Genomic DNA, 18,089 nt, shown 5'->3' with positions numbered 1-18,089 from the left:
GGTAGCGTGGAGTTCTACCAACGGTTGCCGAGACAGTTGGCGCGAGCGCGTAATGCGACGCCGAGAGGAGTCAGACATGACCGAATCAGATCGCACCCCCGAGTCCCGACCCGGAGTGCAACGGCAGTCCGGCGATGCAAAGGAACTCCAAGACAGGGTGGACTCGCTGACCGTCCGCAACGCGAAACTCTTGGACACGCTCAAAGACGCGCGCCAGCAACTCGTCGTTCTTCGCGAGGAGGTCGACCGCCTTGGTCAGCCGCCGAGCGGCTACGGCGTGCTTCTCGCGACATATCCCGACGACACGGTCGACGTCTTCACCTCGGGCCGCAAGATGCGGCTCACCGTCTCGCCCAATATTGACGTCGAGACACTGCATCATGGGCAGACCCTGCGACTAAACGAGGCGCTGACCGTCGTAGAGGCAACCGATTTCGACACCGTCGGCGAGATTGGGACACTGCGTGAGGTCTTGAACGACGGACGTCGCGCGCTGATCGTCGGGCATGCCGACGAAGAGCGGGTGGTGCGTCTCGCGGAGCCGCTGCTGGCGGCGACCGACCCGGATCGCGAATCGAGTAATCGTAAACTGCGGCCAGGTGATTCGCTGCTGATCGACAACAAGGCCGGCTTCGCCTTCGAGCGGATCCCCAAGGCTGAGGTTGAAGATCTGGTCCTCGAGGAAGTACCCGACGTCGGGTACGAGGACATCGGTGGCCTCGGCCGGCAGATCGAGCAGATTCGCGACGCGGTTGAGCTGCCGTTCCTACACAAGGATCTGTTCCGGGAATACTCGTTGCGGCCACCGAAGGGTGTCTTGCTGTACGGCCCGCCCGGATGCGGAAAGACACTGATCGCCAAGGCGGTCGCCAATTCTCTTGCCAAGAAGATCGCGGAAGTTCGTGGCGACGACGCGAATGAAGCCAAGTCGTACTTCTTGAACATCAAAGGTCCCGAACTATTGAACAAGTTCGTCGGCGAAACCGAACGGCATATCCGGCTGATCTTCCAGCGCGCGCGCGAGAAGGCATCCGAGGGCACACCGGTAATCGTCTTTTTCGACGAGATGGATTCGATTTTCCGTACCCGTGGTTCAGGCGTTTCGTCGGATGTCGAGACCACCGTGGTGCCGCAGCTCCTCAGTGAGATCGACGGCGTCGAAGGACTCGAGAATGTCATCGTCATCGGCGCGTCCAACCGTGAGGATATGATCGACCCCGCGATCCTGCGCCCCGGCCGACTCGACGTGAAGATCAAGATCGAGCGCCCCGACGCCGAAGCAGCCATTGATATCTTCTCCAAGTACTTGGTGACCGAGTTGCCGGTACATGCGGACGATGTCGCTGAATTCGGCGGCGATCGGGCGCTATGCGTCAAGACGATGATCGAGCGGGTCGTCGACCGGATGTACGCCGAGAGCGACGACAACCGATTCCTCGAGGTCACTTATGCCAACGGTGACAAAGAGATCATGTACTTCAAGGATTTCAACTCCGGCGCGATGATCCAGAATGTCGTTGACCGGTCCAAGAAGTATGCGATCAAATCGCAGTTGGAATCGGGTCAGCCTGGCCTGCGCATCAGTCATTTGTTCGACTCGATTCTCGATGAGTTCGCGGAGAACGAGGATCTGCCGAATACCACCAATCCGGATGATTGGGCGCGGATCTCGGGCAAGAAAGGCGAGCGTATCGTCTATATCCGCACGCTGGTCACGGGTAAGAGCAGTGGTGCTAGCCGTGCCATCGACACCGAGACGAACACCGGGCAATACCTGTAATTTGGTGCGCATCCGCACGTTGTGAACCCGTACCGATTATTGTTTATCGGTGATGAACAGCGTAGAGATCGCGCCGATTCGAGTCACGGTTGACGGCACCGTACGCCTCGTCGGCGCCAAGGCACGGTTGACGATCGGACGGACGCCGGAAAACGACATCGTCGTCAATCACCACTTGGTGTCGCGACAACATCTGAGCATCGAGTGGCGCAGCGGCCAGTGGTATGTGACCGACCTTGGCTCGACGAACGGATCGTATGTAGGTCCGACGCGGATCACCGAGGTACTGGCGGGCAGCGGTACGCAAACCGTGCGTCTGGGTGATCCAACTACAGGTCCATTGGTGGAGATGTCGCCCGCTGCGGCGTCGTCGACTCAGCCTGCCGCAGGGCCACCTCCGGGGGCGGTGACGCTGGTGCCGCCGGCGCCCGGATCTGCTGCGCCGCAAGCACCCCCGCAACCGGCACCACCCCCGCTGCCGCAGCAACCGGCACAACCGCCGCCGCGTCAGGCACCGGCGCAGCCGTTCGGTGGGCAGGGCCCGCAGCAACCGTTCGCGCCTGCCAAACACCATCAGCCTCAACCGCCCATCGCACAGCAACGTCAACCTCAGCAGCCCCGTCAGTTCGTGCCGGGACAGACTCGGCCACCCGGCGGCCCCGGCCCGACTGGCTTCGGGGAACCGACGATTCACCCGCCGAACCTGCCAGATGCCGCCGCCGCACCACATCTGCAATCCCTGCTGCACAACGTCGCCAACGCGCTGACCGCGCCCGAACAGGCTGGGCGGCAAGCGATCTCGTTGACCGGCTCCCAGACTATTGGCCGTACCCCCGACAATGACATCGTCGTCTCCGATGTGTTGGCGTCGCGTCATCACGCGAAACTTTCCAACACCACCGCTGGGACGTTCATCGACGACCTACGCAGCGTCAACGGCACGTATGTCAACGGTCATCGTGTCGCGCATCAGCAACTGACCGATGGTGACGTCGTCACGATCGGCAATAGTGACTTCGTCCTGTCGGCGGGCAATCTCATGCGTGGGCAGGCGAAGTCCGTGGTCGCCGGTGGTCTCGAGGTGCACGGCGTCGGATTGACCATTGACGGCAAGGAACTGCTCCGCAATGTGAGCTTCTCGGCGGCGCCAGGGTCACTGACGGCGATCATCGGCCCGTCCGGTGCGGGTAAGTCGACAGCAGCCAAGATCGTTGCTGGACTGTCGAGGCCGACTGTCGGCGTCGTGCACTTCGAGGGCCGCGACGTACACGCCGAGTACGATGCACTCCGCTCCCGAATCGGAATGGTGCCGCAGGATGACGTGCTGCATCGCAAACTGACGCTGCGGCAGGCACTCGGCTACGCCGCTCAGCTCCGGCTGCCACCCGACATGAACAAGGCTGATCGCGCCCAGGTTGTCGCCGGTGTGCTCACCGAACTCCAACTGCTTGACCATCTCGACACCCGTGTCGACAAGCTGTCGGGTGGGCAGCGCAAGCGGGCGTCGGTCGCGATGGAACTGCTGACCGGCCCGTCGTTGCTAATCCTCGACGAGCCGACATCGGGGCTCGACCCGGCACTGGACCGCCAGGTGATGAACACCCTTCGCCGTCTTGCCGACGCCGGTCGTGTCATCGTCGTGGTCACCCACTCGTTGAGTTATCTCTCGCTCTGCGACGAGGTGCTGCTACTGGCACCCGGCGGCAAGACGGCATTCTGTGGTCCGCCCAGTCAGGTCGGATCGGCGATGGGGACTACCGACTGGGCCGAGATCTTCGGCTACGTCGCCGACCAGCCCGACGCCGCACACGCGCGCTATACCTCGCGCTTCGCTTCGCAACCCGCGCCGCCGCCACCGGCGACCACCGGTCCGATCGTGCGTGCCTCGCAGAGCGGATTCTTCCGTCAGTTGTCCACGGTGGCCCGACGGCAGATCCGGTTGATCTTCGCCGACGTCGGATATCTGATCTTCTTGGTGCTCCTACCGCTTGTGTTGGGTGCACTATCGCTGGTGATACCCGGTTCGGCGGGCTACGCACCGAACAATGTCGATGAACCGGCGGAGACCGTGCAGATGCTCGTCGTGCTCGTCGTGGGCGCGGTCTTCATGGGCACCGCACTGTCGGTCCGAGACTTGGTTGGCGAGCGGCCGATTTTTGAACGGGAACGTGCCGTTGGTCTACGCCCCGGGGCTTACCTCTGGGCGAAGGTTGTGGTCTTCTTCGTCGCGGTCGCGTTGCAGACCGCGGTGATGCTGGCCATCAATTACGCCCGCAAAGGGGTGCCCGAGGCAAGCTTCTTCCTACCCGGCTGGCTCGAATTGTTCTTCATCGTGGCATTTCTCGGATGTGTCAGTACTCTTGTGGGCCTTGCGATTTCAGCCGCGGTCCGTTCGACGGAACAAACAATGCCGCCGTTGGTCATCGTGGTGATGGTGCAATTCGTCTTCTGCGGCGGTCTTTTCGCACTCGCCGGCCGACCCGGCTTGGAGCAGTTGTCCTGGATATTTCCGGCCCGCTGGGGATACTCCGGAGCGGCATCGGTCGTCGACCTGCGCGAAGTGTCACCCGACGCGCAGTCGGCTGCGATCGAGAAATTGTGGAGCCACGAGCTGACCTATCTGGGCTTGTCCTACGGCATTTTGGCCGGTATGGCGCTGCTGCTATTCGTCTTCACCTGGCGCAGGCTGGTGCTGAAGAAGAAGTAGACAATTTTAGGGGGTGTCACGGGTAGCGCACTAGGCCCGCTTCGCTGGCCACCGCCAGACCGCGGTGGTTGGGCAGCACGCGAACGGTGTATCCCACGCGTCCCGACCGCGCGATATCGAGACCGCCAGTGAACAGTTCACGCCCGGATGGATCGGTCGACCCGGTCGCCGACAGCGTCGTGATCACCGGATCGACGATGTCGCCGACGGAATCGACGGTTCCGCCGATGGCTTGTACAGTCACCTCGCTGGCGGAGAGGCCTCCGAGCGTCACATATGCGGTTAGTCCGACCCGTGAGCCGGGCGCGACCACGCCTGATGAATGCGGCGGCAAGTCCTCGTCGATTCCGGCCACTGCGACTGATGGCCAGGCAGCGGCGAGTCGGTCACGATAGTCCGCGAGGTCCCGCGCCAAGGCGTAGTCGTTAGCGCAGGCATCGTGGAATGATTGTGCCGCAGGGGAATACAACTCGGTAGTGTATTCGCGGACCATCCGTGCGGCCAGTACTTTGGGAGCCAATTCGTCGATGGTGTGGCGCACCATCGACACCCACCCGGCGGGGAGCGCGTCGTCCTCGACGGTCCGAGTCCGTCCTACCGTCGATGAGTAATAGAGCGGCACGACGGTGTTTTCGAGGAGTTCGTAGAGCGCGGTCGCCTCGATGTCGTCCCGGCGATGTTCGTCGCCGATCTCGTCGGCGGACGGAATGGCCCACCCGTTGTGGCCATCGGCCATCTCATCCCACCAGCCGTCGAGGATGGACAGATTCAATCCTCCGTTGAGCGCCGACTTCATTCCCGACGTTCCGCAGGCTTCCATCGGGCGCACCGGATTGTTAAGCCACACATCGCATCCGGCGTAGATATGACGCGCCATGCCGATGTCGTAGTCGGGAAGAAAGACGATCCGCCCGCGAAGTGCTGGGTCGTCGGTGAACCGCACAATCTGCTGGATGAGAGATTTCCCGCCGTCGTCGGCGGGATGCGCTTTGCCGGCGACGACGAGCTGGATCGGGCGCTGCGGATCGGTGAGGAGGCGACGCAGACGGTCGGGGTCGCGCAACATGAGGGTGAGTCGTTTATAGGTGGCGGCACGTCGAGCGAAGCCGATTGTCAGCACCCGCGGATCGAAAACCTCACGGGTCCAAGCCAGTTCGGCGTCGCTGTGGCCACGGGTACGCCCACTTCGATACACCCGCTCACGCACCTCGGCCACTAGGGAGCTGCGCAGTTCGTTGCGGATCGCCCAGATCTCGGCGTCGGACGAGATGCCGCCATGCGGCCAGCGGGGCGAACGCCAGGTGTCACCGTGGACTCCGTTGGTGACCGATCCGATAGGGACCTCGGCAGTGTCGAAACCCGGCCACAGGTCGCCGAACATCTCGCGGGAGACTTCCCCGTGCAGTTTCGACACACCGTTGGCGCGTTGCCCCAACCGAAGCCCGAGGTGGGCCATGTTGAAGATATCCGGCGCGGCTTCGTCTCCCAATTCGCAGATCAGGTCAACCGGCAGGCCGGGGACTAGTCGAGAGGATCCCTGCGCGTCGGCATCGAAGTAGTGACGAACCAGAGTCATCGGGAATCGGTCGATGCCGGCCGGAACCGGCGTATGGGTGGTGAACACCATCGATGCGCGGACCGCGGCCTCGGCCTGCGTGAAGCTCAGCCCTTCATCGGTGACCAACTCTCGAATACGTTCGAGCCCGAGGAAACCCGCGTGTCCCTCGTTCATGTGGAACACCTCCGGTGCCGCCGTGCCGGCGATCCGGGTGTATTCGCGGACGGCGCGTACTCCGCCAACGCCGAGCAGGATCTCCTGTTTGATGCGGTGATCCTGATCGCCGCCGTACAGGCGATCGGTGACGCCGCGCAGTTCATCGTCATTGTCGGGCAGATCAGAATCCAAGAGCAGCAAGCTGATTCGGCCGACCGTGGCAATCCAAACCCGCGCGGCCAGAGTCCGACCGCCTGGCATCGAGACGGATATCCGAACGGGGACGTCGCCGTCGTATAGCGGTGTCAACGGAAGGGCGCGCGCGTCGTTGACCGGATAGTTCTCGATTTGCCAGCCGTCGGCGGTCAACGACTGCCGAAAATAGCCGGACCGATAGAACAGCCCGATGCCGACTAACGGCAGACCGAGGTCGGAGGCAGCCTTGAGATGATCTCCGGCGAGGATGCCGAGGCCGCCCGAGTAAATGGGCAGGACTTCGGTGATCCCGAACTCCATCGAGAAGTACGCGATGGATGCGGGTGTTGGTCGTGTCGTCGTCAACTCGCCGTACCAGCCCGTTCCCGCCCGGTAGGCGGCCAGATCGTCGGCCGCCGCCGCCACTCGTACGCAGAAGCCGTCGTCGGAGCCGAGGTCGGTCAGCCGTTCGGTTGTCGCATCGTCGAGGACGCGTTGCGGATCACCGTGTGCCGCCCAGAGCACGGGATCGATTTCGGCGAACAGATCCTGGGTCGGGCGGTGCCACGACCACCTCAGGTTGGCGGCGAGGTCGGCAAGGGGTTGTAACCGGGCCGGGAGTTGGACCCGAACGGTGAACCGGCGGAAGGCTTTCACAGCGGTAGACGCTACCGGAGCGGAGGAGTCCCGGCGCGGCGGTTGGTGGTGGTGGGCACTACCCTCGACCTCATGCAGCGAATCATCGGCACCGAGGTCGAATACGGAATCTCCGCTCCTTCCGATCCGACCGCCAACCCGATCATGACGTCGACGCAGGCGGTGCTGGCATACGCCGCTGCCGCGGGGGTCCCGCGGGCCAAGCGCACCCGATGGGACTACGAGGTGGAATCGCCGCTGCGCGATGCGCGTGGATTCGACCTTGGCCGATCGACGGGCCCGGCACCCATCATCGACGCCGACGAAATCGGCGCGGCCAATATGATCCTTACCAATGGTGCCCGGCTGTATGTGGACCACGCGCATCCCGAGTACTCGGCTCCCGAAGTCACTGACCCGCTCGACGCGGTTATCTGGGACAAGGCGGGCGAACGTGTCATGGAAGCCGCCGCTCGCCACGTCGCGAGTGTGCCCGGAGCGCCGGCACTGCAGTTATATAAGAACAACATCGACGGCAAGGGCGCCTCATACGGAACCCACGAAAACTATCTGATGAGCCGCGACACTCCGTTCCCGGCAATTATCGCCGGGCTGATCCCATTCTTCGCCTCGCGGCAGGTGGTCGTCGGTTCCGGACGGGTCGGTATCGGTCAGTCCGGTGACGAATCGGGATTCCAGCTCAGTCAGCGCGCCGACTATATCGAGGTCGAGGTTGGCCTGGAGACGACCCTCAAGCGCGGCATCATCAACACTCGCGACGAGCCGCATGCCGATCCGGACCGTTATCGCCGGCTGCATGTGATCATCGGCGACGCCAACCTGTCGGAGACATCGACCTACCTCAAGGTGGGCACCGCAGCGTTGGTGCTCGATCTCATCGAGGCGGGGCATGACTTCTCCGACCTGGAGTTGGCCCGACCAGTCGCCGCGGTACACCAGATCAGCCACGACCCGACACTGACCGCGACCGTTGCGCTGACCGACGGCCGGGAATTGACCGGATTGGCCCTGCAGCGCGAATACCTGGCGCGGTGCCAGGCATTCCATGACACCCATCATTCTGACGACGCCCGCGCCGCGCATGTACTGGAGACCTGGGCCGACGTGCTCGACAAACTCGAACGCGACCCACTCGAATGTGCCGATATCCTCGACTGGCCGGCCAAACTGCGTCTCCTCGAAGGGTTCCGGCAGCGCGAGGGACTGGGCTGGTCGGCACCGCGCCTACACCTAATCGACCTGCAATACTCCGACGTTAGATTGGACAAAGGGCTCTACAACCGGCTCGTAGCGCGCGGGTCGATGAAGCGGTTAGTCACCGAAGCGCAGGTGCTCGACGCCATTACCAACCCGCCGGAACATACACGTGCCTACTTCCGTGGGGAATGCCTCCGACGCTTCGGCGCCGACATCGCGGCCGCAAGCTGGGATTCGGTGATCTTCGACCTCGGTGGTGACTCGCTCGTGCGCATTCCGACGCTGGAACCGTTGCGCGGCAGCCGCGCTCATGTTGGCGCATTACTCGATTCAGTGAACAGCGCAGCCGAACTCGTTGACCAACTCACGATGAATTGAGGATGGCTTCGCGATGCTCGGTGAGTGTCTTGGCTCAGGAGGAAGCGAGCTGCGAGCCTCACACATCTGTGCGCGTACACCGGTAGGGTAGTGCTACCCAGTCATCTGAGGTATTTCATGGCTGGCCCGACCGATAGGAGGCGGCATGGCGCAGGAACAGACTCACCGCGGTGGCGGCAGCGATGACGACGATCTCACCCCCGAAGGTGGTGCGGGTCAGGAACGTCGCGAGAAGCTCGCGGAAGAGACCGACGATCTGCTCGACGAGATCGACGATGTGCTGGAGGAGAACGCCGAAGACTTCGTGCGGGCCTATGTCCAGAAGGGCGGCCAGTGAGCCCCGCCGTACCCCCGAACGGGCCCGATATTTCATCTTTCACCGAATATCTACGCGTACACGCACCCGATCAGCTCCCGGCCTCGCGGCTGGCATCTCTCACCGGGACCGGCGCCACGATCGCTGAAATCCCGCATGGCACAACCATTGTGGCGGTGTCCTATGCCGGTGGGGTGGTGCTTGCCGGGGATCGGCGGGCAACTGCCGGAAATCTGATCGCGACCCGTGATGTGCGCAAGGTGTACATCACCGACGACTATTCGGCTGCCGGCATCGCGGGCACCGCGGGTATCGCCATCGAGATGGTGCGCTTGTTCGCGGTGGAACTCGAGCACTACGAAAAGCTCGAGGGTGTTCCGTTGACGCTCGACGGCAAGGTCAGTCGCCTCGCCGCGATGGTGCGCGGCAACCTCGCCGCGGCGATGCAGGGTCTGGCGGCCGTTCCGCTGCTGGTCGGCTTCGACACCGATGCCGAAGAGGGGGCCTTCGGCCGTATCTTCTCCTTCGACATCGCGGGCGATAGGCATGAGGAGTTCGGCGGTTACACCGCGATCGGTTCCGGGTCGGTTTTCGCGAAGTCGTCGCTGAAGAAGCGTTATCGGGCAGACCTCGACGCCGCAGGCGCGCTGGCCATCGCGATTGAAGCGCTCTACGACGCCGCCGACGACGACTCGGCGACCGGGGGTCCCGACATCGTGCGCCAAATCTTCCCGACGGCGGTCACCGTCGGTGCCGACGGAGCCACCGAAGTGCCGGAGTCGGAGATCTCGGCAGCGGCCACTGATATCACCCGCCAGCGAACCGAACAGCACGCGCCGCGCGGCAGTCACCACGGGGAGGGCGATCTGCGATGACATTTCCGTATTACGCGAGTGCCGAACAGATCATGCGCGATCGTTCGGAGTTGGCGCGCAAGGGAATCGCGCGCGGACGCAGCGTCGTCGCGCTGACCTATGCCGACGGCGTGTTGTTCGTCGCGGAGAACCCGTCGAACACCCTGCGCAAGATCAGCGAGATCTACGACCGGATTGGCTTCGCCGCCGTCGGCAAGTACAACGAGTTCGAGAGCTTGCGCAAGGCGGGAATTCAACTCGCCGATCTACGCGGGTACAGCTACGACCGGGCCGACGTGAGTGGTCTGTCGCTGGCGAATGCTTATGCCAACACGCTGGGATCGGTGTTCACCGAGCAGGCCAAGCCGTATGAGGTCGAGCTATGCGTCGCCGAGGTTGCCAAGCCGGGACGAACCACGGCGTCGCAGCTATACCGAATCAGCTACGACGGTTCGATCGCCGATGAGACACGTTTTCTGGTGATGGGTGGCGTGACCGAGGCGATCAACAAGTCGTTGTCTGAGCACTACAGCCCCGATCTGCCACTGGTACAGGCGATTTCAGTCGCGACGGTCGCGCTCGGCGCCGTCGGCGAACAGCCAAGGGAGTTGACCGCCGACGATCTGGAGGTTGCGATCCTCGATCGCAACCGGCCGCGCCGCGCGTTCAAACGGTTACGGAATGCTCAAGTGGCCGACCTGCTCGCGCAGGCGCCGGCCCCGGAAGCGGAGGCGGCACCCGAGGCCGACTCCGATGAGAAGGACTGAGGTCTTCAGTGCAGCGTCGAATCATGGGCATCGAGACCGAATTCGGTGTGACATGCACTTTTCACGGCCATCGTCGGCTTAGCCCGGATGAGGTCGCGCGGTATCTGTTCCGCCGCGTCGTTTCGTGGGGCCGGTCGTCGAATGTGTTCTTACGCAACGGGGCTCGGCTCTACCTCGACGTCGGGTCGCATCCGGAATATGCCACCGCCGAATGCGACAGTCTCGTCCAGCTGATCAACCATGACCGGGCGGGGGAGTTGGTCCTCGAAGACCTCCTCATCGATGCCGAGGCGCGGTTGGCAGATGAGGGTATCGGCGGCGATATCTACCTGTTCAAGAACAACACCGACTCGGCCGGCAACTCCTACGGGTGCCACGAGAATTTCCTGGTGGTGCGGGCCGGCGAGTTTTCGCGGATCTCCGACGTACTGCTGCCCTTCCTGGTGACCAGGCAGTTGATCTGCGGTGCCGGCAAAGTCCTGCAAACGCCCAAATCCGCCGACTTTTGCTTATCCCAACGCGCGGAACACATTTGGGAAGGAGTGTCGTCGGCGACTACGCGCTCCCGGCCGATTATCAACACCCGCGACGAGCCGCATGCCGATGCTGAGAAGTATCGCAGATTGCATGTGATCGTCGGCGACTCCAACATGGCCGAGATGACCACGCTACTCAAAGTCGGGTCGGCGACCCTGGTCTTGGAGATGATCGAGGCGGGTCTCAGTTTCCGGGATTTCGCGCTGGACAACCCAATTCGGGCGATCCGGGAGATCTCGCATGACCCCTCCGGCCGCCGTCAGGTGCGCCTGGCCGGCGGTAAGACTGCCAGCGCGCTCGACATCCAGCGCGAGTATCACGCCCGCGCCGTCGACCATATCGCCGGCGGGCATCCCGATCCGTCGATGGCCGTTGTTGTCGATCTATGGGGACGAATTCTTGATGCGGTGGAATCCGATGATTTCTCTAAGGTTGACACCGAGATCGACTGGGTGATCAAGCGCAAGTTATTCCAGCGTTACCAGGACAAGTTCGGGATGGAGTTGACCGATCCCAAGATCGCCCAGCTCGATCTGGCCTATCACGACATCAAACGTGGTCGCGGGGTGTTTGACGTACTTACGCGTAAAGGGCTCGTCGCTCGGGCCACCACCGATGAGGCTATCGCGAATGCCGTGGAAGAGCCTCCGCAAACCACCCGGGCCAAACTGCGTGGCGACTTCATCGCGGCCGCGCAGAAAACTGGCCGCGACTTCACTGTCGACTGGGTGCATTTGAAACTCAACGATCAAGCTCAACGGACTGTGTTGTGCAAGGACCCGTTCCGCAGCGTCGATGAGCGCGTCGATCGGCTCATCGCGTCGATGTGAGTCATAAGATATCGCGGTGGCACGAAATAGAACCGAACGGCTGCTGAACCTGGTTATCTGCCTGCGCGAAGCCAGGCAGTTCGTGACTGCGGAGTTCATCCGGGAAAATGTGGTCGGCTACGCCGACGAACCCCAGAGCGACGAAGCGTTCAACCGGATGTTCGAGCGTGACAAGGCTGAGTTGCGGGATATGGGTGTCCCGCTGCTGACCGGCGCGGCGCCACGAGCGGCGGGTGTCGAAGGCTACCGAATCGACCGGGAAAGCTATGAATTACCCGAAATCGTGCTCGATGAAGACGAAGCTGCCGCCGTTGCGATGGCCGCGGTCGTGTGGGACAGCCCGGATATCGCACGGCTGACCCAATCGGCTGTTCTCAAACTCAAGGGTGCCGGCATCGACGTACGCGTTGCCGAGGATATCGAGATCTCGCCGCGTCGGGTCAGCTCTGAACCGGTGACCAGAACGCTGATCGATGCGAGTACCAGACGCCAGGCGGTGACTTTCGCTCACCGGCCTTCGGGTGCCGGAGATTCGTCGTCACGGACACTCGAGCCGTGGGGAGTGTTAACCCATCGCGGTCGTTGGTATGTGATCGGCCACGATCGGGATCGCGATGATCAACGGGTCTTTCGCCTGTCCCGGGTGACCGATGTGCGAACAACCGGCCGAGCAGGCGCGTTCGAGATTCCCGCCGGCGTCGATTTGACCGCAGCTGTCGCTGCCACGGTCGACTCGGCATCCGGTGCCGATGGCGGAGCGTCCGCCCGGTTGTGGGTTGCCGCTGACCGGGCGGTCGGATTGCGGCGGATCGCGACCGCTGCCGTACCGACTGAACGCGACGGCGTCGCCGGCGACGAGATCGAGGTGCCCATCACCACCGAGTCGGGACTCGCACGAATGGTGTTGTCAGCGGGTCGTGACGTGGTGGTACTCGAACCGAAGTCGTTGCGCGACAACGTAATCAGTGCGCTCGACGCGATCATCGCGAAGGGAGTCTGAAGATGGCGGCCCAGTCCGACCAGCTGACGCGTCTACTGACGTTGATCCCGTATTTCCTTGCTCGCCAAGGTATTACGTTGGAGCAGGCGGCCGCCGACCTCGACGTCGGCGAAGATAAGTTGGTCAAAGACCTTGACCAACTATTCGTCTGCGGACTACCCGGCAAGTATCAGTACCCCGATGACTTGATCGACATCTCCTATTCCGAGGGACATGTCCACGTCAACTTCAGCGCAGGTATCGACCGACCTCTGCAACTGACCTCAACCGAGGCCACCGTATTGCTCACCGCGTTGCGGGCGTTGACTCAGACGCATGCCGCGGCCCCCGATGCGGTTGAACGAGCCATCGCCAAGATTGCCGCCGCAGTGGGTGCGGAGTCCGCGCCAGCCGCGATCGCCGATAACGCGGACCCGGCACGTAAAGAGATCTACGAGACCATCCGTCGGGCGGTCCACGAGGGACACGCACTTTCCATCCGGTACTACACGGCCAGTCGTGATTCGATCAGCGATCGGATAGTCGACCCGGTAACTGTTCAGGTCACCGACGGCAGCACCTATCTGTCAGCGTGGTGCCGCAGCAGCGGCGGGATGCGACTATTCCGCTTCGATCGGATCGACGCCGCGCGAATCCTCGACGAACCCGCCCAGTTACCGCCCGACGCCACGGCACAACGTCCATCGCCGATCATGTCCGAGAACGCCGACCTGCCGACCGTCGAACTCGACGTCGACGCGACGGCGCGCTGGGCTTTCGAGTACTACCTACTCGAGCAGCGGGGCGCGGCCGGCGCGGACGGTGTGCAGCCGGCCACCCTGCGCTACGGGTCTGATGAATGGCTGACCAGGTTCATTCTGGGTTTCGGCGGCCATATTCGGATCACTGGTCCGGGTGAGGTCTCGGCGCAGGTAATCGACCAGGTTACGCGCGAAGCAACAGCGGCACGGGCACGTTACAACTGACCGCGTGAACCACGCCGTTGTCCGGTAGCATAGGCAACAGTCTCATTCGAAAGGGTTGTACTCATGAGCGCCATTACGCCGTGGCATGTCATTCTGGTCGTGCTGGCCTTCGTTATCCTCTTTGGCTCGAAAAAGCTGCCGGATGCCGCGCGTGGCCTGGGACGATCGCTACGCATCTTCAAATCCGAAGTCAAGGAAATGGCCAACGACGGCAAGCCCGACGCTCCAGTCGCCGAAGCCCCGCGCGAGTTGTCCGCTTCCGAGGTTGCGGCTCCTGCGCCAGTGCCCACCAGTAAACCTGAAGACGTGCAGAAGTCGGCCTGACGCCGGACTTCTCCACTAGTGCGCATACCCCTCGACCCCCGTCGGCGCCGCAGTAAGGCCAATCCCGACGGGACGATGTCGCTCGTCGACCACCTTTACGAGCTGCGGTACCGAATCGTCATCTCGCTGATCGCGATACTGCTGACGACTATTTTTGGCTTCTTCTGGTACTCCCATTCCATTTTCGGCATCGAGTCGCTCGGTGAACTTTTGCGTGGGCCGTATTGTTCGCTGCCCGCTTCCGCACGTGCCAGTTTCACCGCCGACGGCAGTTGCAAACTTCTCGCCACCGGCCCGTTCGATCAGTTCATGCTGCGACTCAAAGTTGGCCTGACCGCAGGTGTCGTGATCGCAACGCCCATCTGGTTCTACCAACTGTGGCAGTTCATTACTCCGGGCTTACATCGCAACGAACGGAAGTATGCCTTCTCCTTCGTGAGTGCGGCATCGGTCCTCTTCGTAACCGGTGCGGTGCTGGCCTACCTGGTCGTCAACAAGGCTTTCGAGTTCTTGCTGACCGTCGGTCAAGACGTTCAGGTAACCGCGCTGACCGGTGACAGTTACTTCACCTTCATGATCAATCTGCTGGTCATCTTCGGTGTGAGTTTTGAACTGCCGTTGCTCATCATCGCGCTCAACTTGATTGGCATCCTGCACTACCAACGGCTAAAGAGTTGGCGGCGCGGTCTCATCTTCGCGATGTTCGTGTTCGCAGCGGTGGTCTCGCCGGGTTCGGATCCATTCACGATGTTGGCGCTCGCGTGTGCGTTGACCGTCCTGCTCGAATTCGCCATCCAGATCTCCCGGTTCAACGACCGGCGGAAGGCTCGGCGCACCGAGGACTGGGAGTCGCTCTCGGACGACGAAGCCAGTCCACTGCCGTCAGCGTCCGCCACACCGACCGCGTCGCCGGGGACCGCGGCGACATCACGAGCGTCGGTGCGCTCCGGCGACACATTTGGTGACATCCTGTAGGAGATGACGCACCTCGACGATTTTCTCGCCCGTCAAGCATTCGCCCTCGACCCATTCCAGCTACGCGCCTGCGATGCCTTGCAAGCCGGTCACGGTGTCCTCGTATGCGCGCCCACCGGAGCCGGCAAAACCATCGTCGGAGAGTTCGCGGTCCACCTCGCCCTGGCGCAGGGCACCAAATGCTTCTACACAACGCCAATTAAGGCGCTGAGTAACCAGAAATTCAACGATCTTGTCGCAGTACACGGAGCCGATTCGGTCGGGCTGTTGACCGGGGATAACTCCATCAACCCCGACGCCGACGTCGTCGTGATGACGACCGAAGTCGTCCGCAACATGATCTACGCGAATTCTCCCGCGCTGCAAGGGCTTTCCCATGTGGTGATGGATGAGGTGCATTTCTTGGCCGACCGATTCCGGGGCGCGGTGTGGGAAGAAGTCATCTTGCACCTGGACCCATCGGTGTCGGTGGTCGCGCTGTCGGCGACGGTCAGCAACGCCGAGGAATTCGGTGACTGGATGCAGACGGTCCGCGGCGATACGACCGTGATCGTCGATGACCACCGGCCCGTTCCGCTACAACAGCACATGATGGTGGGGACGCGACTGTTCGACCTGTTCGATCCTCGCCCCGAACGCTCCGGAAAGGCCGGTAAAGCGGGGCATCCCGGTGTAAATCCAGAGCTGATGCGTTTCATCAAGCATCGTGCGTTGATGACCGACGACTATGACGAACGCTCCCGCGGGCGTCGCCGTGGCCGTCCGAACACTCGGCGCGGAAACGTTGTGCCGCGGCCGAACCTGGTCCGGCAACTCGACCGCGAGGGATTGTTGCCCGCGATCGGGTTCATCTTCTCCCGGGCCGGCTGCGATGGCGCACTGCAGCAATGCCTGCGGTCGGGTATCAACCTGCTCGAACCGCAGCAGAGCGCACAGGTCGACGACGTCGTCGACCGCTACGTCGGGGAGCTGTCGCCTGCTGATATCGATATTCTCGGCGTCACCGAATGGCGGACCGGCCTGCGTCGGGGGTTGGCGGCCCATCACGCCGGCCTGCTCCCGACCTTCCGGCACTGCGTGGAAGAACTGTTCACCCGTGGTCTGGTACGGATGGTCTTCGCGACCGAGACGCTGGCGCTCGGCATCAATATGCCGGCACGGTCAGTCGTCCTGGAACGTCTCGTCAAATACAACGGCGAGGCGCATGTAGATCTGACCCCGGGGGAGTTTACCCAGCTGACCGGCCGTGCGGGGCGACGCGGAATCGATGTCGAGGGGCACGCGGTGGTGCTGTGGACCCCCGACATCGTGCCGACCGAGGTCGCTGGACTGGCCGGTTCGCGCACCTTTGCGCTACGCAGTTCATTCGCACCGGAGTACAACATGGCGGTCAACCTCATCGACCGGCTCGGCCTGAGTGGGTCGCGGGAGATCCTGCACCGATCCTTCGCCCAATTTCAGGCGGATCGATCAGTGGTCGGCCAGGCTCGCAAGGTCGACGAAGCCCAGCGTGCCCTGCGCAAGATGGACGGTGAATTGGCGAATGCCGCGACGCGACGCGGGCTGGATTCGGGCGACCCGACATTCGGTGGATCTTCCGGCCAGGGCGCGGCGCAGACCGAGGCATACACCGGCTTTCTCGGGTATGTCCAACTGCGCGAAGATATTCGGACGCGCGAACGCGAACTCAAATTCGTTCGGCGCAACGCTGATCTGGCGTCGACGACCGATGAGCTCGCCGCACTCAAACGCGGCCACGTGATTGGGTTGTATGGCAATCGGCATCGAGGGATCGCCGTTGTCATCGAGCCGGCGTCTAGTGCTGCCGATCCCAAACCGATGGTGCTGACCGAGGACGGTTGGTGCGGACGCGTCGGGGCACGCGACTTCCTCAATACGCCTGAAGTGCTCGGCAATATGAGGCTGGGCAAGCAGGTGGACCGGCGAACCGGCCGTGGCCGGCGAGATCTGGCGTCGGCATTGCGCTCGACCGGCATCGACTTACCTCGCGGGCGTCAGCGCAAACGTGCCGATGCGGCCGACGACAAGGAACTGTCCAACTTGAGGGCCCAATTGCGCGCGCACCCCGCGCACGCACTGGACAACTCCGATGAACTTTTCCGACTGGCCGAACGACGCAATCGATTGGTCCGCGACATCGTCACGCTGGATTCGAATATCGCGGCGCGAACGTCGACTCTGCGGGTCACCTTCGACCGGGTAGTCGGTGTACTGACCGATCTCGGCTATCTGCGCCAGGTCGGGAACGACGTCGAGGTGACTGAACCGGGCCGGATCCTTGGTCGCATTTATAGCGAGAGCGATCTATTGGTCAGCGAATGCCTCCGCGAGGAAGTCTGGGACGAGTTGCCTCCGCATGAACTCGCGGCGGTGGTGGCGGCCCTCGTCTTTGAAGCTCGGCGTGACACCTATTCGGGAGTCGATGCGATGCCGGGCAGTGCCGGATTGCGGGCCGCGCTGGCGGATACGGTTCGTATTTGGCAGGACATCACCGAGGTGGAGTCGCGTCATCGACTGACACCGACGCGTGAACCCGATACCGGGTTCTCGGTGGCAGTCGCACTGTGGGCGTCGGGCCGATCGCTGACCGAGGCACTTGCCGCAGCGGGCGATCGTGGCAACCTGCTCTCACCGGGAGACTTCGTTCGGTGGAACCGCCAGGTCGTCGACCTGCTGGAACAGGTCGCCAAGAGTGTCGACTCGTCCAGTCGGCTCGCGGCTACCGCTCGAAGCGCGATAGGTGCGATCAGGCGCGGCATAGTAGCGGTAGAACTAAATTAATGACTGGCACCGTCGCGGCATCTACGTGGTGATCCACCTATGACCAGGCGTACTGCGATAGCATTTACAGCCGTATCCGACAAACTCGGTT

The 18,089-nt window shown here is 62.7% G+C and carries 13 protein-coding genes; 12 read left to right on the top strand and 1 reads right to left on the bottom strand.

The genetic code is table 11. The features are described 5' to 3' along the window. Positions 1-76 precede the first annotated feature (76 nt). Complete coding sequence (gene arc / locus AAFP29_RS13720) at positions 77-1,780, top strand: proteasome ATPase (protein ID WP_419217906.1); 1,704 nt, start codon at positions 77-79, stop codon at positions 1,778-1,780. A 52-nt stretch (positions 1,781-1,832) separates the two neighbouring features. Beyond that, a complete protein-coding gene (locus AAFP29_RS13715) occupies positions 1,833-4,487 on the top strand; it encodes an FHA domain-containing protein (protein WP_419218104.1) in 2,655 nt (884 codons plus the stop codon). Between the two features lie 16 nt (positions 4,488-4,503). On the opposite strand, the gene glgP is transcribed toward AAFP29_RS13715, so the two are convergent. Beyond that, positions 4,504-7,053 carry an alpha-glucan family phosphorylase gene (gene glgP / locus AAFP29_RS13710; RefSeq protein WP_419217905.1) on the bottom strand — a complete coding sequence of 850 codons (2,550 nt, stop codon included), beginning with the start codon at positions 7,051-7,053 and terminating at the stop codon, positions 4,504-4,506. Positions 7,054-7,125: 72 nt separating this feature from the next. Between glgP and dop the strand changes: the two genes are divergently transcribed. The 10 genes from dop to AAFP29_RS13660 all read left to right on the top strand — a co-directional run bounded on the left by dop (position 7,126) and on the right by AAFP29_RS13660 (position 17,998). Beyond that, the gene (gene dop / locus AAFP29_RS13705) at positions 7,126-8,628 is read left to right on the top strand and encodes a depupylase/deamidase Dop (RefSeq protein ID WP_419217904.1); all 1,503 of its coding nucleotides are present in this window, start codon (positions 7,126-7,128) and stop codon (positions 8,626-8,628) included. A gap of 145 nt (positions 8,629-8,773) precedes the next feature. After that, positions 8,774-8,965, top strand: a complete 192-nt coding sequence (locus AAFP29_RS13700) for a ubiquitin-like protein Pup (protein WP_419217903.1) — start codon at positions 8,774-8,776, stop codon at positions 8,963-8,965. Further along, positions 8,962-9,819, top strand: coding sequence for a proteasome subunit beta (gene prcB / locus AAFP29_RS13695; protein ID WP_419217902.1), 858 nt, complete (start codon positions 8,962-8,964; stop codon positions 9,817-9,819). The genes AAFP29_RS13700 and prcB overlap by 4 nt, the downstream gene beginning before the upstream one ends. Next, positions 9,816-10,565: a proteasome subunit alpha gene (prcA, locus tag AAFP29_RS13690; RefSeq protein ID WP_419217901.1), complete on the top strand. Its 750-nt coding sequence runs from the start codon at positions 9,816-9,818 to the stop codon at positions 10,563-10,565. The genes prcB and prcA overlap by 4 nt, the downstream gene beginning before the upstream one ends. Positions 10,566-10,573: 8 nt before the next feature. Beyond that, positions 10,574-11,932: a Pup--protein ligase gene (pafA, locus tag AAFP29_RS13685; protein ID WP_419217900.1), complete on the top strand. Its 1,359-nt coding sequence runs from the start codon at positions 10,574-10,576 to the stop codon at positions 11,930-11,932. A gap of 16 nt (positions 11,933-11,948) precedes the next feature. Beyond that, on the top strand, positions 11,949-12,932 hold the full coding sequence (locus tag AAFP29_RS13680; RefSeq protein WP_419217899.1) for a helix-turn-helix transcriptional regulator: 984 nt from the start codon (positions 11,949-11,951) through the stop codon (positions 12,930-12,932). Positions 12,933-12,934: 2 nt separating this feature from the next. Beyond that, positions 12,935-13,897 (top strand): helix-turn-helix transcriptional regulator, encoded by a 963-nt coding sequence (locus AAFP29_RS13675; protein WP_419217898.1) that lies wholly within the window; start codon positions 12,935-12,937, stop codon positions 13,895-13,897. Positions 13,898-13,960: 63 nt separating this feature from the next. Then, positions 13,961-14,221, top strand: coding sequence for a Sec-independent protein translocase subunit TatA (gene tatA, locus AAFP29_RS13670; protein ID WP_419217897.1), 261 nt, complete (start codon positions 13,961-13,963; stop codon positions 14,219-14,221). Between the two features lie 18 nt (positions 14,222-14,239). Further along, positions 14,240-15,196, top strand: a complete 957-nt coding sequence (gene tatC / locus AAFP29_RS13665) for a twin-arginine translocase subunit TatC (protein WP_419217896.1) — start codon at positions 14,240-14,242, stop codon at positions 15,194-15,196. Between the two features lie 3 nt (positions 15,197-15,199). Then, positions 15,200-17,998, top strand: a complete 2,799-nt coding sequence (locus AAFP29_RS13660) for a DEAD/DEAH box helicase (RefSeq protein WP_419217895.1) — start codon at positions 15,200-15,202, stop codon at positions 17,996-17,998. The last annotated feature ends 91 nt before the right edge of the window (positions 17,999-18,089 follow it).

It is taken from the genome of Gordonia sp. CPCC 205333 (assembly GCF_048537885.1).
In the GTDB taxonomy this organism is placed as follows: Bacteria; Actinomycetota; Actinomycetes; order Mycobacteriales; family Mycobacteriaceae; genus Gordonia.
This window is presented reverse-complemented; position numbering and strand designations above follow the sequence as displayed.